The organism is Mycobacterium simiae, from assembly GCF_010727605.1.
Taxonomy (GTDB): domain Bacteria; phylum Actinomycetota; class Actinomycetes; order Mycobacteriales; family Mycobacteriaceae; genus Mycobacterium; species Mycobacterium simiae.
Map to the genome: position 1 here is coordinate 672,550 of NZ_AP022568.1, position 14,938 is coordinate 687,487.

Annotated in this window: 14 protein-coding genes; 5 read left to right on the forward strand and 9 right to left on the reverse strand. The window is 67.6% G+C overall.

Features of this window, described 5'->3' with window-relative positions; translation table 11 throughout:
• Positions 1-24: 24 nt before the first annotated feature.
• Both oxc and G6N33_RS03070 read right to left on the reverse strand, forming a co-directional pair.
• Positions 25-1,737 (reverse strand): oxalyl-CoA decarboxylase, encoded by a 1,713-nt coding sequence (oxc, locus tag G6N33_RS03065; RefSeq protein ID WP_101528521.1) that lies wholly within the window; start codon positions 1,735-1,737, stop codon positions 25-27.
• 182 nt (positions 1,738-1,919) lie between these two features.
• Positions 1,920-2,912, reverse strand: a complete 993-nt coding sequence (locus tag G6N33_RS03070) for a LysR family transcriptional regulator (RefSeq protein ID WP_081662246.1) — start codon at positions 2,910-2,912, stop codon at positions 1,920-1,922.
• 153 nt (positions 2,913-3,065) lie between these two features.
• Between G6N33_RS03070 and G6N33_RS03075 the strand changes: the two genes are divergently transcribed.
• The 3 genes from G6N33_RS03075 (at position 3,066) to G6N33_RS03085 (ending at position 5,119) form a co-directional block, all read left to right on the forward strand.
• Complete coding sequence (locus G6N33_RS03075) at positions 3,066-3,563, forward strand: PAS domain-containing protein (protein WP_231382609.1); 498 nt, start codon at positions 3,066-3,068, stop codon at positions 3,561-3,563.
• A 77-nt stretch (positions 3,564-3,640) separates the two neighbouring features.
• On the forward strand, positions 3,641-4,390 hold the full coding sequence (locus G6N33_RS03080; RefSeq protein ID WP_044510896.1) for an enoyl-CoA hydratase: 750 nt from the start codon (positions 3,641-3,643) through the stop codon (positions 4,388-4,390).
• Positions 4,391-4,537: 147 nt separating this feature from the next.
• On the forward strand, positions 4,538-5,119 hold the full coding sequence (locus G6N33_RS03085) for a hypothetical protein (RefSeq protein ID WP_044510894.1): 582 nt from the start codon (positions 4,538-4,540) through the stop codon (positions 5,117-5,119).
• Between the two features lie 19 nt (positions 5,120-5,138).
• Here G6N33_RS03085 and G6N33_RS03090 read toward each other — a convergent pair whose 3' ends face one another.
• The 6 genes from G6N33_RS03090 to rimP form a co-directional block, all read right to left on the reverse strand.
• Complete coding sequence (locus G6N33_RS03090; protein WP_044510892.1) at positions 5,139-6,149, reverse strand: DHH family phosphoesterase; 1,011 nt, start codon at positions 6,147-6,149, stop codon at positions 5,139-5,141.
• Positions 6,124-6,627, reverse strand: coding sequence for a 30S ribosome-binding factor RbfA (gene rbfA / locus G6N33_RS03095; protein WP_044510891.1), 504 nt, complete (start codon positions 6,625-6,627; stop codon positions 6,124-6,126). The genes G6N33_RS03090 and rbfA overlap by 26 nt, the downstream gene beginning before the upstream one ends.
• Before the next feature lie 67 nt (positions 6,628-6,694).
• Complete coding sequence (infB, locus tag G6N33_RS03100) at positions 6,695-9,511, reverse strand: translation initiation factor IF-2 (protein WP_163771454.1); 2,817 nt, start codon at positions 9,509-9,511, stop codon at positions 6,695-6,697.
• 74 nt (positions 9,512-9,585) lie between these two features.
• Complete coding sequence (locus G6N33_RS03105) at positions 9,586-9,969, reverse strand: YlxR family protein (protein ID WP_179962660.1); 384 nt, start codon at positions 9,967-9,969, stop codon at positions 9,586-9,588.
• 152 nt (positions 9,970-10,121) lie between these two features.
• A complete protein-coding gene (gene nusA / locus G6N33_RS03110; RefSeq protein WP_044510886.1) occupies positions 10,122-11,177 on the reverse strand; it encodes a transcription termination factor NusA in 1,056 nt (351 codons plus the stop codon).
• A 130-nt stretch (positions 11,178-11,307) separates the two neighbouring features.
• Positions 11,308-11,841 carry a ribosome maturation factor RimP gene (rimP, locus tag G6N33_RS03115; RefSeq protein WP_044510884.1) on the reverse strand — a complete coding sequence of 178 codons (534 nt, stop codon included), beginning with the start codon at positions 11,839-11,841 and terminating at the stop codon, positions 11,308-11,310.
• A gap of 247 nt (positions 11,842-12,088) precedes the next feature.
• Here rimP and G6N33_RS03120 point away from each other — a divergent pair, with 247 nt between their 5' ends.
• Positions 12,089-12,625, forward strand: a complete 537-nt coding sequence (locus G6N33_RS03120; RefSeq protein WP_044510883.1) for a hypothetical protein — start codon at positions 12,089-12,091, stop codon at positions 12,623-12,625.
• Positions 12,622-13,068, forward strand: a complete 447-nt coding sequence (locus G6N33_RS03125) for a ferritin-like domain-containing protein (RefSeq protein ID WP_044510881.1) — start codon at positions 12,622-12,624, stop codon at positions 13,066-13,068. The genes G6N33_RS03120 and G6N33_RS03125 overlap by 4 nt, the downstream gene beginning before the upstream one ends.
• Here G6N33_RS03125 and G6N33_RS03130 read toward each other — a convergent pair whose 3' ends face one another.
• Positions 13,069-14,817, reverse strand: a complete 1,749-nt coding sequence (locus G6N33_RS03130; RefSeq protein WP_044510880.1) for a proline--tRNA ligase — start codon at positions 14,815-14,817, stop codon at positions 13,069-13,071.
• Positions 14,818-14,938 lie beyond the last annotated feature (121 nt).

Consider the following 14,938-nt stretch of genomic DNA (forward strand, 5'->3'; position numbering starts at 1 on the left):
GTTAGGCCGACATGCCAACGGATTTCAGCCCTTGTTGGTGATCCCTTTCGGGTTGAGGTGAGCGATGTTGCCGCTCTCGGTTCCATCGGACGGGTCGATCAAGCAGTCGATCAGCGCCGGCCGACCGGAGGCCAACGCCTCCCGAAGCGCCGCGGCGACTTCGTCGGGCGTTTCGGCGCGGTAACCGGTTCCGCCGAAGGCCTTGATCATGAATTCGTGATGCGCCTGCAGTGACGTGGGAGCCGGGTCGTCATCGGACCCCGATGCCTCATCGCCGCGGTATACGCCACTGTTGTTGAGGATGACCGTGACGATGGGCAGGTTGTAGCGGCAGATGGTCTCCAGTTCCATTCCGCTGAAGCCGAAGGCGCTGTCTCCCTCGATCGCGACCACCGGCTCACCGGTCTCCGCTGCCGCCGCGATGGCGTACCCCATCCCGATGCCCATCACGCCCCAGGTACCGCTGTCCAGACGGCGCCGCGGCCGGTACATACCGATCGTGTTGCGCGCCAGGTCCAGCGCGTTGGCCCCTTCATTGACCAGGCAGACCTGCGGGTTGTCTTGCAGCACATCACGTATGGCCTGCAGCGCACCCAGGAACTTCATCGGGTGGGCTTCCCGTGCGGCCGCAAGGCGGTCGGTCATCTTGGCGATGTTTTGCTTCGCCTTGCCGGACAACTCCTCCCGCCACTGGGCCGACGTGCTGATCTGACCGGGCTTGGAGCGCTCCAGCAGAGCCTGCATCACCGAGCCGATGTCACCGACCAGCGGAGCGGCAATCGGCTGGTTGCTGTCCATCTCGGTGGCCTCGATGTCGATCTGGATGAACTTGGCGTCGGGGTTCCACTGCGGCGCATCGCCGTGTCCGAGCAGCCAGTTCAACCGCGCACCGACCAGCAAGACCACGTCGGCACGGCGCAGCGCCAAAGACCGCGAAGTCGCCACCGACTGCGGGTGGTCATCAGGCAGCAGTCCCTTGGCCATCGACATGGGCAGGTACGGCGCTCCGGTGCTCTCCACGAATTCTTTGATCTGCTCGTCGGCCTGGGCGTATGCGGCGCCCTTACCGAGGACAATCAGCGGGCGCTCGGCGCCGGCGAGCAGCTCGATTGCCGCGTCCACCGACTCCACGTTCGGCAGTTGCTTCGGAGCTAGATCGACTACGCGCCACAACGTTTGGGCCGCGAACTTCGCGTCGATCACCTCGCCCAGCACGGCGGCCGGGATGTCGAGGTAGACGCCGCCGGGCCGCCCGGATGCCGCGGTCCGCAACGCCCGGGCGATGCCGCGGCCGATGTCCTGGGCGCGAGATACTCGGTACGCCGCCTTCACGAAGGGACGGGCTGCCGCCAGCTGGTCCATCTCTTCGTAGTCACCGCGCTGCAGGTCGACGAGATGGCGCTCACTCGAACCCGAGATCTGCACCATGGGAAAGCAGTTCGTGGTGGCGTTCGCCAGTGCGACGAGTCCATTGAGAAAGCCGGGCGCCGAAACCGTCAGGCAGATGCCGGGCTTCTGGGTCAGGAAGCCGGCCGCGGCCGCGGCGTGTCCGGCAGCGCTCTCATGACGGAAGCCAATGTAGCGGATACCCGATGCCTGTGCCGTCCGCGCCAAGTCGGTGATAGGAATACCGACGAGCCCATAGATCGTATGAACGTCGTTGAGCCGAAGCGCGTCGACCACCAAATGAATTCCATCGGTGAGACCTCCGGCATCCTCAGCGTCGGTGTCTTCGATGGTAGCCGCCGTCGTCACGAGCAACCTTTCCGGCAGTACATGCCTTTTTCGTATTGTGTTACTGCTCTTTACTTTTCCCTAGCCTGGACCACGCGTCCAAGACCTAGTGGTATTCAAGCGATAAGCGAGAGTTATCACGGCCGCATCGGTCCGGGCGGGTCGGAGCACCCACCACGGCGTGATCACGCCACATAGGATTCCCTCGCCGGTGCGCTCGCTGGCACCACATCCAGATTCGGATCGAATTCACCGCCTACCTCACGACCACCGAAACTGAATTCTTCAGGCCCAAGCGGTGATCCGACCGCGACGTTCAAGAACGCCCGGGCAGCACACGAACCCGGCGCCGAAGCATGGATGGCTATCGAAATCTCGGTCCGCTGTTCGGGTTCGACCAAACGCAATCCCCGCAATGCGCCGGTCACCGGCATTGCCCGAAACCAGGTGTGCGGCACGATGCTTGCCCAAGCGCCCGTGGCGACGTGAGCGTACAGCGACGCCATCGAGTCGGTCTCGATCTGCGGCACGACCGTCGTGCCCACGTTCGCAAACGCGTCGTCGATGAATTGCCGGAAGCCAACCTCCGGTGCGGGCAGCGCAAGTGGAACCTGAGCCGCCTCAGCCCACGTGATGGTTCCGGATGCCGGCGCAAGCTGCTTTCCCGAGACCAGTAACACGCACTGTTCCTCGTAGAGCGGGATCAGCTCGAGACCGGAATGGTCCCGTTCATCGAAATGTCCGATCGCCACGTCGAGTTCGAAATTGCGAAGCTGTCGTACCAATTCCGTTGTTGGCAAATGCGATCGGACTTTCACCCGAGCCAGCGGGTGCAAGGAACAGAAGGTGGCGATCGGCAGCGCCGCGGTCGTCAATACCGTCGCACCCGCCCCCAATCGCAACACGCCCGAAATCCCGGATCGCAACGCGGCCGCCTCAGCCACCAGGCCGTCGTGTACAGCGAGCACCCTTTTGGCCCAGACGACCAGACGTTCGCCCTCCACGGTCAGGCCCTCGAAATTGCGTCCACGATTAATCAGCGTGACGTTGAGCTCGCGTTCAAGCTTCGCGATGGATGCCGACAACGCGGGCTGGGAGACGTAGCAAGCCTCGGCGGCCCGGGCGAAGTGTCGCTCTCTTGCGACCGCGACGAAGTACTCCAATTGACGTAGCAGCACCGGGCCTCCTCCTTGCCTGCCAACCGCGCCGAAAGCCCAACTGAATTAGTTGGGACTGTATGCAGTATGCATTATGCAGTAGACTACCAGTCGGTAGTGCCTCATTCACGTCGGCCCGGGACCAACGTCGGCAGGATCACAGAAAGGAAGAAAGTGAACAGCCCAGACGCAGGCCGCGCAGCAGAAAAGGCTCGCATCGCCGACATCACCGAGGAGTGGATCGCCGCGGCGGTGGTGAGCGCCACGCCCGAGGCTATCGTCGTGTGTGACGCCGGGGGTGTGATTCGACTGTGGAACGACGGAGCCCAGCGCATGTTCGGCTACTCGACGGACGAAGCGCTCGGCCAAAACCTGGACATCATCATCCCGGAAAAGCTGCGCAAGCGGCACTGGGACGGCTACCACAAGACCATGGCCACCGGACAAACCCGCTACGGCGACCAGCTGCTGAGCGTGCCGGCCACTCACCAAGACGGCCACCGGCTATCGATCGAGTTCAGTGTTGCCCTCTTGCAGCACGACGGCCGCATCGTGGGCATTTCCGCGATCATGCGCGAGGTGACCGAACGCCGGAACGAAGAGCGGGCGCTGCGCGCGCGGCTCGCCGAAGTCGAGGCTCGGCTCGGCGAGCTGGAGAGCGCCGTCAGCTGAGACGGGCACCCGCCACGGCGATCCCGTAGACCCGGCCGACCGTACTGGGGGCTCACGTCACCCTCTACGGTGATGCCATGAGCGACGATATCCTGCTGATCGACACCGAAGAGCGGGTGCGCACCCTGACGCTGAACCGGCCGCAGTCGCGCAACGCCTTGTCCTCGGCACTACGGGACCGGTTCTTCACGGCACTGGCCGATGCCGAGACCGATGACGACGTCGACGTCGTCATCGTGACCGGTGCGGACCCGGTATTCTGCGCGGGCCTGGATCTCAAAGAGCTCGGCGGCCAGGAGGTGCTGCCGGACATCTCGCCACGCTGGCCGTCGATGACCAAGCCGGTGATCGGCGCGATCAACGGCGCCGCGGTCACCGGCGGGCTGGAGCTGGTCCTGTACTGCGACATCGTCATCGCCTCCGAGCAGGCCCGCTTCGCCGACACCCACGCCCGGGTCGGCCTGCTGCCCACCTGGGGCCTCAGCGTGCGGCTGCCGCAGAAGGTGGGCGTCGGGCTGGCCCGGCGGATGAGCATGACCGGCGATTACCTCTCGGCCGCCGATGCGCTGCGGGCGGGCCTGGTGACCGAGGTGGTGGAGCACGACCATCTGCTGCCCACCGCACGCCAGGTGGCGGCCGCCATCGTCGGCAACAACCAAGGCGCGGTTCGTGCCCTGCTGGCCTCCTACCACCGCATCGACGAGTCGCAGACCAACGAGGGGTTATGGCTGGAGGCGATGGCGGCCCGGCAATTCCGCACCACGGGCGACGACATCGCCGCGAATCGGGAAGCGGTATTGCAACGCGGGCGTGCTCAAGTCCGTTAGCCGCGGTTCGGTGATGACGCAATTCATTCGTCCATGAGCTGGCCATGCGCAAATGGCCGGGCCCGCAACTTTTTATCGCCAGTAAAGGCGATAACCAATACGATCCCCCTAACGAGCCGAAACCATTTGCGCACGGCAGGAGGAACGATGTGGGGTGTCGTCGGCCTCAGCATGCGAGTAGTCGGCGTCCTGACCCTGGTCATGGCCGTTTCGATCGCCGTCGGGCAGCACGCGGGCGCGCAACCGCCACCACGATTTCCCAATCTCGACGCGTTCACCACAGTCGCGGTGGACGGCTATATCACGACCTCGCTTCCCGGCAACTCGCCGCGAATTAATTTCTCGACCCCGAACTCAGTGGTGTGTGACTTCTACGGTGGGCCAGCGCCCGCGCCACGGCCGTCGCAAGACATTAAGTGCAATGGCGAAGTTCCGGGAATGGACGACATTCCCTTTCCCGGCGGCGCTCACCCGAGACCCGGCGACTGCGTGGAGGGGTCGGTGACTTTCAAGGGACCCGGCTATGAACTGAGCCGAATGACCTACAGCGGGTGCGGCGGCAATCCGGCCGCGTTGCCCTACACCGCCAAGACGCTGAACGTGGGCCAGAAACTGTCCTATCTCAACGTGACTTGCGCGGTGGGCGCGGACAATCTGCTCGCTTGTCTGGACACCACCAGCGGGGACCACGGATTCGTCCTGCAATCCGACGGAAGTTGGGCGTTCTAGCGAGCCCTTTTGGTCAGCTTCAGCCGAGTGCGGCGCGCAGCGAGGTCACCACGTCGTCGATGGACCCCACGGTCGAATAGCCAGCGGCCAGCCGGTGGCCACCGCCGCCGAACACCGACGCGACCGCGGCCAGGTCCACCTCCGCCTTCGCCCGCATCGAGACCGACCACTGTTGCGGCTCAACCTCTTTGAAGACCGCGGCCACCTCCGCCTGTTGCGTGGTGCGCACGATGTCGACGATGCTTTCGACTTCCTCCGGGCGGGAGTTGTTCCAGTCGTCGTTGCCGACCACCGCGTAGACCAGCCCGCGTCCGTCGACCGCCTCCGGCACCAGCCGCGCCGAGCCCAACACCCGAGACAGCAGCGGCAGCCACACGAACGGATGGGTGTCCATCAGTGTCCGGCTGATCTTCGCGTTGTCCACGCCCACCTCGACCAGCCGGGCCGCCAACCGGAACGCGCGCGCGCTGGCCCACCGGAACGACCCGGTGTCGGTGGTGAGCCCCGCGTAGATGCAGTGCGCGACGTCGCGGTCGATCGGCTTGCCCCACGCGTCGAGCAGCTCGGCCACCAACAATGTCGTGGAGTCCGCCGTCGGGTCGACGAAGTTCGCGGTGCCGAACATCGCGTTGGAGGCGTGATGGTCGACCACCAACAGCTGCCGACCCGGGCCGGCCAAATCGCTCAGCGCGCCGAGCCGTTTGACGCTCGGAACGTCCACGGTCACAACGAGATCGACATCGCGGCGCATCGCGTCCGGGTCGACCAGCAGATGGCAGCCCGGCAGCGACCGCAACGACTCCGGCAACGTGGCCGGTGCGGCGAAGCTGACCTCGACCTCCTTGCCGCTGCGGTGCAGCACGGTGGCCAGGGCCAAGCCCGCGCCGATGGTGTCGGCATCGGGATGAACATGGCAAATCACCGCGACCGTCGTTGCGGCCGAAAGCAGTTCGGCGGCCTCGGCCGCATCGATGCGGTCCGCGGCAACCCGGTCGCGGGCCAAGTCAGTCTTGGGGTCTGTGGTCGTCACCGGTCTCCTCAGCGTCGACCGCTGCCCCCCACGTGGGCTCGGTTGCCGGCCCGCTGTCGCGGTACGGATCGGCCTCCCCAGCCGGTTTGGCTCCCACCCGTACCCGCGCCAGGTCGGCATCGGCGGCGCGGGCACGGGCCAGCAGCTCCTCCATTCGCTGCACGTTGTCCGACGTCGTGTCGCGCATGAACGTCAAAGTCGGCGTGAACCGCACCCCGGTGCCGGCCCCGACCTTGGTGCGCAGCGTGCCCTTGGCTCGTTCCAGCGCGGCCGAGGCCGCCTCATAATCCGGCTCGTCATCCAACGTGCGGCCCATCACGGTGTAGAAGACCGTCGCGTCGTGCAGGTCGTTGGTCACCTTCGCGTCGACGATGGTCACCCCGTCCAGGCCCGGATCTTTGATTTCGAACTCGATCGCCGACGCGACGATCGTGTTGATCCGCTTAGCCAGCCGGCGCGCCCGTGCTGGGTCAGCCATCCCGAATCACCGCCTTCCTCATCGCTTCGTCCCCCACCCGGGTGGTGCGTCACTGCAATGTCGGCCGTCAGGTGCGCGCTTTCTCGACCAGCTCGAACGACTCGATGATGTCGCCCTCCTTGATGTCGGAATAGGTCAGCGTCATACCGCATTCGTAGCCCTCGCGGACCTCGGTGACGTCGTCCTTCTCCCGGCGTAGCGAGGAAATCGTCAGGTTGTCGGCAACCACGATGTTGTCCCGCAGCAGCCGAGCCTTGGCGTTGCGGCGCACGATGCCGGAAGTGATCAGGCAGCCGGCGATGATGCCCACCTTCGAGGACCGGAAGATCGCCCGAATCTCGGCGCGGCCCAGCTGGTTCTCCTCGTAGATCGGCTTGAGCATGCCGCGCAGGGCCTTCTCGATCTCGTCGATCGCCTGGTAGATCACCGAGTAGTACCGGATGTCCACGCCTTCGCGGTTGGCCAGCTCCGTCGCCTTGCCCTCGGCACGCACGTTGAAGCCGATGATCACCGCGTCCGACGCCGACGCCAGGTTCACGTTGGTCTCGGTGATGCCACCGACGCCGCGGTCGATGACACGCAGCTGCACCTCGTCGTCGATCTCGATGCCCATCAAGGCCTCTTCCAGGGCCTCGACCGTACCGGCGTTGTCGCCCTTGAGGATCAGGTTCAGCTGACTGGTTTCCTTCAGCGCCGAGTCCAGGTCCTCCAGGCTGATCCGCTTACGCGACCGCGCGGCCAAGGCGTTGCGCTTGCGGGCACTGCGCCGGTCTGCGATCTGCCGGGCGATGCGATCCTCGTCGACCACCAGCAGGTTGTCACCGGCTCCGGGCACCGAGGTGAAACCGATGACCTGCACCGGCCGCGACGGCAGCGCCTCGTGCACGTCCTCGCCGTGCTCGTCGACCATGCGGCGTACCCGGCCGTAGGCATCGCCGGCCACGATCGAGTCGCCGACCCGCAGGGTGCCGCGCTGGATCAGCACGGTAGCCACCGGTCCGCGACCGCGGTCCAGGTGTGCCTCGATCGCCACACCCTGAGCCTCCATGTCGGGGTTGGCTCGCAGGTCCAGCGCAGCGTCGGCGGTCAGCAGCACCGCCTCCTCCAGCGCCTCGATGTTGGTGCCCTGCTTGGCCGAGATGTCGACGAACATCGTGTCGCCGCCGAATTCCTCAGGGATCAAACCGAATTCGGTGAGCTGCCCGCGGATCTTCTGCGGGTCGGCGCCCTCCTTGTCGATCTTGTTGACCGCCACCACGATCGGCACGTCGGCCGCCTGGGCGTGGTTGATCGCCTCCACCGTCTGCGGCATCACGCCGTCGTCGGCGGCGACCACCAGGATCGCGATGTCGGTGGCCTTGGCACCGCGGGCACGCATGGCGGTGAACGCCTCGTGGCCGGGGGTGTCGATGAAGGTGATCAGCCGCTCGCTGCCCTCGAAATCAACGCCGACCTGGTAGGCACCGATGTGCTGGGTGATGCCACCGGCTTCGCCCTCGCGGACGCTGGCGTTGCGAATCGTGTCCAGCAAGCGGGTCTTACCGTGGTCGACGTGACCCATCACGGTCACCACCGGCGGCCGGGTCTGCAAGTCTTCCTCGCCGCCCTCGTCCTCGCCGTAGGTCAGGTCGAAGGACTCCAACAGCTCGCGGTCCTCATCCTCCGGGCTGACGACCTGGACGACGTAATTCATCTCGCTGCCCAGCAGTTCTAGTGTCTCGTCGCCCACCGACTGGGTGGCGGTCACCATCTCGCCGAGGTTGAACAGCGCCTGCACCAACGAGGCCGGGTTGGCGTTGATCTTGTCGGCGAAGTCGGACAGCGACGCGCCGCGGGCCAGCCGGATGGTCTCGCCGTTGCCGTGCGGCAACCGCACCCCACCGACGACGGGCGCCTGCATGTTCTCGTACTCGGCACGCTTCGCCCGCTTCGACTTGCGGCCGCGCCGCGGGGCACCGCCGGGGCGGCCGAACGCGCCGGCAGCACCGCCGCGCTGACCGGGACGGCCACCGCCACCACCGCCACCCCCGGGCCGGCCGTGGAAACCACCACCGCCGCCGCCGGGCGCAGCACCGACGCCGCCGCCACCACGGTAGTTACCGCCGCCACCGCCGCCGGGACCGCCGGGACGGCCACCACCGGGACGGCCACCACCACCGCCACCACCGGGGCGGGCGGGGCGGAACTGGCCCCCGGCACCACCGGGGCGCGGCGGCATGTTGCCGGGCGACGCACCGCCCGGGCGCGGTGCCCCCGGCCGGGGCGCACCGGGACGCGGCGCTTGTGGCCGCGGGATGGGCCGGTCGACGGGCTGCGCCGACGAGAATGGGTTGTTGCCGACACGCGGGGTCCGCGCCGCGGGCCGCGGGATCGGGCCGGGTCGCGGGCCGGGCGTGGCACCGGGCTGCGGAGGCTGCTGGCTGGGGGCCTGACCGGGGGTGGCCGGCTTCGCCTGGCCCGGCGCCGGCGCGGCCGGGCGCCCGGGCGATGGGGCCGGCCGGCGCGGAGCGGGCGTCGGCACCGCGGGTGTCTGAGTGCCGGCGGCCGGGGACGCCGGCGCGGGCGCGGCAGCAGCACTACCACTGACGGCGTTGTCGGCGGGCTTCGCGGGGGCGCTGACCGCCTCGCCGTTACCGGAGGGCTTCTGAATCGCCTTGTCCAGGGCCCTGTCGAGAGATTTGTCGGGGCTCTTCGCGGCGCCCTTGCCGGCGGCCGCGGGCTTACCACCGCCGAACGACTCGCGCAGCCGGCGAGCCACCGGCGCTTCTACGGTCGAGGATGCTGATTTGACGAATTCGCCCTGTTCATTCAGCCGGGCGAGAACTTCCTTGCTGGTGACACCGAGTTCCTTGGCTAACTCGTGTACGCGGGCCTTACCTGCCACTACATCTCCTGTCTAAGAGGCGACAGTCGTGGGGCCGCGCCTCGGGTGCTAGCTGTAACGCATAGAGGTGGGAGTCATCGGGACTTCACGGTGTGCTCATGTTCTTTGCTACCTGTTCTGTTGCCGAGCGAGTCGAGCGCTTCCACGTGGTCGAGCAACGCGGACGTGTCCGGAGGACGGTCGATGCGCAACGCTTTGGTGAAAGCCCGCCGCCGAATCGCCTCGTGTACACACCGCGGCACGGGGTGCAACCAGGCACCCCGCCCCGGCAGGCTAGTCGCTGTGTCAACGATTACGGCGTAATCGCCGTTCCCACTTGGCACAGCTATCACTCGGAGCAATTCGGCGGCCAACTCTCGCTTTCGGCACCCGACACACGTCCGCACAGGTCCACGGGGTTCATCCGGGTGACCGTGCGCCCGTGTGGCCCGGGGGGCCGAAGGCTCGCGCTGGATCACGGCTCAGTCTAGCGTCACCGAATCGATCGTCAGAACCACCCGCGGGTGCACAGTCGCGCCGGGACCCGATCGCGCACGCCGCCCGCGATGCCGTCTCGCCGGTTGCCACCCGAATCCGCGCGCCAAAGTCGAACGCGCGCCGACGATGTGGGTCAGTGGTCGTGCGCCATCGGCTGGCTGGCACCGTGCTCCGGACGGCCGTGTGGCTGTTCGCCGGCCGTGGCGGGCGAATCACCGCGGATGTCGATGCGCCACCCGGTGAGCCGGGCCGCCAGCCGCGCATTCTGCCCCTCCTTGCCGATCGCCAGCGACAATTGGAAGTCGGGCACCACCACCCGGGCCGCGCGGGCGGTCTGGTCGATCACCGACACCGACACCACCTTCGCCGGCGACAAGGCGTTGGCGACGAAACGGGCCGGGTCCTCGTCGTAATCGATGATGTCGATCTTCTCCCCGGACAGCTCGCTCATCACGTTGCGGACCCGTTGTCCCATCGGGCCGATGCAGGCGCCCTTGGCGTTGAGTCCCGGTACCCGCGACGTCACGGCGATCTTGGAGCGGTGACCGGCCTCCCTGGCCACCGCGACGATCTCGACCGACCCGTCGGCGATCTCGGGCACCTCCAGCGAGAACAGCTTGCGGACCAGGTTGGGGTGGGTGCGCGACAGCGTGATCACGGGCTCGCGCGCGCCGCGGGTCACGCCGACCACGTAGCAGCGCACCCGGTTGCCGTGCTCGTAGGTCTCGCCGGGTACCTGCTCGGCCACCGGGATGACGCCCTCCGACGCCTTGGTCTCGGTGCCCATCCGGACGACAACCAGGCCGCGGGCGTTCGCCCGGCTGTCCCGCTGGATCACGCCGGCGACGATCTCCCCCTCGCGGGTGGAGAACTCGCCGTAGGTCCGCTCGTTCTCCGCGTCACGGAAGCGCTGCAGCATCACCTGACGCGCGGTGGTCGCGGCGATGCGGCCGAAACCCTCGGGGGTGTCGTCCCATTCACTGATGACGTTGCCGTCCTCGTCGACCTCGCGGGCGATCACGGCCACGACGCCGGTCTTGCGGTCGATCTCGATGCGCGCGTCCGCCTGATGGCCTTCGGTATGCCGGTAGGCGGTCAGCAGAGCCGACTTGATGGTTTCGAGCAGTTCGTTGACCGAGATACCCCGATCGACCTCAATGGCGTGCAACGCGGCCATGTCGATATTCATCAGCGCCGCTCCTTTCCCCCACCAGCTGGAGGTGCCCCCACCTCGCTACGTCCCCCTCGCTGTCCCCCTCGCTGTTGCCCTCGCCGCTTCGCGGCCGGGGGCGCGCCCACTGCGTCGTCGCCGGCGTGGTTCATGTTCCGGCCTCCGTCCTGTCCGCCTCACCCACACCGGCAAGGTTCAACTCAGCTTGGGATGGCGACGAAAACTCAACTTGGACAACGGCTTTCGTGATTTCGGCGAGCGGAATATCGCGCACCGCCCAGTCGCGACCGTCGCGGACGACCAGGGCCACCGCGCCGGCGCCGGTCTGGCCCACCCGCCCGGTCAACCGCGTTCCGTCCGACAACTCGAGTTCGACCTTGCGGCCACGTGCACGGCGAAAGTGTTTCTCGCTGGTCAACGGGCGGTCCACGCCGGGCGAACTCACTTCCAACACGTAGCTGTCGGCGCCGCTGTCCAGGCCGTCGAGCAGCGTCGACGCCGAACGTGACAACGCCGCGACGGTGTCCAGGTCCGGTGCGGTGTCGCCGTCGGCGATGACCGTGATCCGAGGCGGGCGCGCTCGGGGATCGATGACCACGTCTTCGATCTCGTAGCCGGCGCGCGCGAACTCGCCACCGAGTAGCTCGATCACCTGCGTCTGAGACGGTAGCCCGGTGGTCACGGCGAGCTCCTCATCTTGAGTTGTCCGGTCATCTGGCTGGGTGGCGCCGCCCTGCCATCTTCAAGCGGCTTCCGGCGTCCCGGTGGAACGGGGCGGCTGCCGTTCCGCGAGAACCAGAAACTAACGATACGCCAGGAATCGCGTATGACGAGGTGATCGCGGAGGTCCGCATCCTTTCGCGAAAGGTTCGCGAAAGGATGCGGTCCTGGCATCAGGGCCGGCCCGGTGTGAATGGCAGGATATTGCTGTGCCTAGCGCAGGACCCGTCAGCAGCCGGCGGGGCGTGCTCGCCGGGGGTGCCGCGCTTGCCGCGCTCGGGGTGGTCGCCTCCGCCTGCGGCGACGCCCCACCGAAACCCCCCGCCGTCGAAGAGCTGTTGGGGCCGTTGGACCAGGCTAGACACGACAGCGCGCTGGCCGGTGCGGCCGCCGCGGCCGTCGGCAATCCGCCGCAGATCGCGGCAGCGTTGTCGGTGGTCGCCAACCAGCGCGCAGCCCACGCCCGGGCGCTGTCCACCGAGATTTCGCGAGCGGCCGGCAAGTTCACTTCGTCGTCGAGCTCGTCGAGCGAGACGACCAGTGCGAGTCCGGCGGCCCCGGCCGGACCCCCGCCGCCGCCCCCACCGGTGTCCGATGTGATCAATGCGCTGCGGGCCTCGGCCGACAACGCCACGCGTCTGGTCAGCACGCAGTCGGGGTACCGTGCCGGACTTCTCGCCTCCATCGCCGCGTCGTGCACCGCGTCCTACACCGTTGCGCTGGTGCCCGGGGGTCCGTCCATATGAGCTCCGGCAAGGACGCCGACAACGCGGCGCTCAGCGATGCGCTGTCCGTCGAGCACGCGACCATCTACGGCTACGGCATCGTGTCCGCGATGTCACCGCCCAGCGTCAACGACCTGGTGCTGGAAGCGCTGCTGCAGCACCGCAAGCGCCGCGACGACGTGATCGCGATGCTGGCCGCGCGTCAGGTCACCGCCCCGCCCGCCGCCGCGGGCTATCAGTTGCCCCTACTGGTGGCCAGCCCGGCCGACGCGGCCCGGCTGGCGACGCGGATGGAGAACGACGGGGCCACGGCGTGGCGGGTGGTCGTCGAGCGCGCCGAAACCGCCGAGGACCGCGCGTTCGCCGCGACCGCCCTGACACAGAGCGCCGTGATGGCCGCCCGCTGGAGCCGCATCCTCGGCGCGTGGCCGATCACGACCAGTTTCCCGGGCGGCAACGAGTAGCTATCCGGCGATGGCCGTCACGATGTCGGTGGCCAACGAGACGCCCGCGGCCAGCTCGCGCGTCTGGCCGCTGAAGCGGTCGCGCAGCTCCACCACGCCGTCCGCCCAGCCGCGTCCGACCACGACGATCCAGGGCATCCCGAGCAGCTCGGCATCTTTGAATTTGACCCCGGGTGAGGCCTGGCGGTCGTCCAGCAGCACTTCGAGGCCCAGCCGGTCCAGGTCAGCGGCCAGCGCGGTGGCGCCCGCACGTGCCTCCGGGTCCTTGTTCGCGACCACCAGGTGCACGTCGAACGGCGCGATCGAGGGGGGCCAGCGTAGGCCCAGCTCGTCATGCTGCTGTTCGGCGACCACGGCCACCAACCGCGACACCCCCACTCCGTAGGAGCCCATCGTCAACCGCACCGGCTTGCCGTCCTCGCCGAGCACGTCGACGGCGAAGGCGTCGGTGTATTTGCGGCCCAGCTGAAAGATGTGCCCGATCTCGATGCCGCGCGCCATGACCAGCGGCCCGGCCCCGTCGGGCGACGGATCGCCCTCGCGCACCTGGGCAGCCTCGATGGTGCCGTCGTCGGTGAAATCACGGCCGGCGACTAGCCCCACGACGTGGCGACCCGGCTCGTCGGCGCCGGTGATCCAGCTGCTGCCGTCCACCACGCGCGGGTCGACGAGGTAGCGAACACCATTGTCTCGCAATGCTTTCGGTCCGATGTAACCCTTCACCAGGAACGGGTACTTGGCGAAGTCGGCGTCATCGAGCAGCGCGTACTCGGCCGGCTCCAGCGCGGCGCCCAGGCGTTTGTCGTCGACCTCGCGGTCACCCGGTAGGCCGATTCCGAGCAGCTCCCAATCCCCGCCTGGCTGGCGGACCTTGACCAGAACGTTTTTCAGCGTGTCGGCTGCCGTGACGGTGCGGCCCAGGCCGGCCTCGTTCGCCCATGCCACCAGGCTCGCGATGGTCGGCGTATCGCCGGTGTCGTACACCACCGCCTCGGGCAGTCCCTCGACCGGCCGCGCCTCGGGGCGGGCGGTGATGACCGCCTCGACGTTGGCCGCGTAACCCGACTCCAGGCACCGGACGAAGGTGTCCTCACCGATCGGGCTTTCGGCCAGGAACTCCTCGGACGCGCTGCCGCCCATCGCCCCCGACACCGCGGACACGATGACGTAGCGGACCTGCAGCCGGTCGAAGATGCGTTGGTAGGCCTCCCGATGCGCGTGGTAGGCAGCCTTGAGGCCGGCGTTGTCCACGTCGAACGAGTAGGAGTCCTTCATCACGAATTCCCGGGCCCGGAGGATCCCGGCCCGCGGCCGCGCCTCGTCGCGGTACTTGGTCTGGATTTGGTAGAGAGTCAGCGGGAAATCCTTGTAGGAGCTGTACTCGCCCTTAACGGTCAGGGTGAACAACTCCTCGTGCGTCGGGGCAAGCAGGTAGTCGTTGTCGCGGCGGTCCTGCAGCCGAAACAGGTTGTCGCCGTATTCCGTCCACCGGTTCGTCGTCTCGTACGGGGCGCGCGGCAGCAGCGCCGGGAACAGGATCTCCTGGCCGCCGATCGCATTCATCTCCTCGCGGACGATGCGTTCGATATTGCGCAGCACCCGCAATCCGAGCGGCAGCCAGCTGTAGAGCCCCGGGGCGACGGGTCGCACGTATCCGGCCCGGGCCAGCAGCTTGTGGCTGGGCACTTCGGCGTCGGCGGGTGCATCGCGCAGGGTGCGCAGGAACAGCTCGGACATCCGGGTGATCACAGCGGGCCAGCCTAAATGGCGGGCGCTCAAGCCGCACCACAGGGTCGGCGACCACGTGCGTCACACCAGCCACATTGGAACGGGTCGGGGCGGTCGGGGTGGGGCGACCGGAGTACAGGCG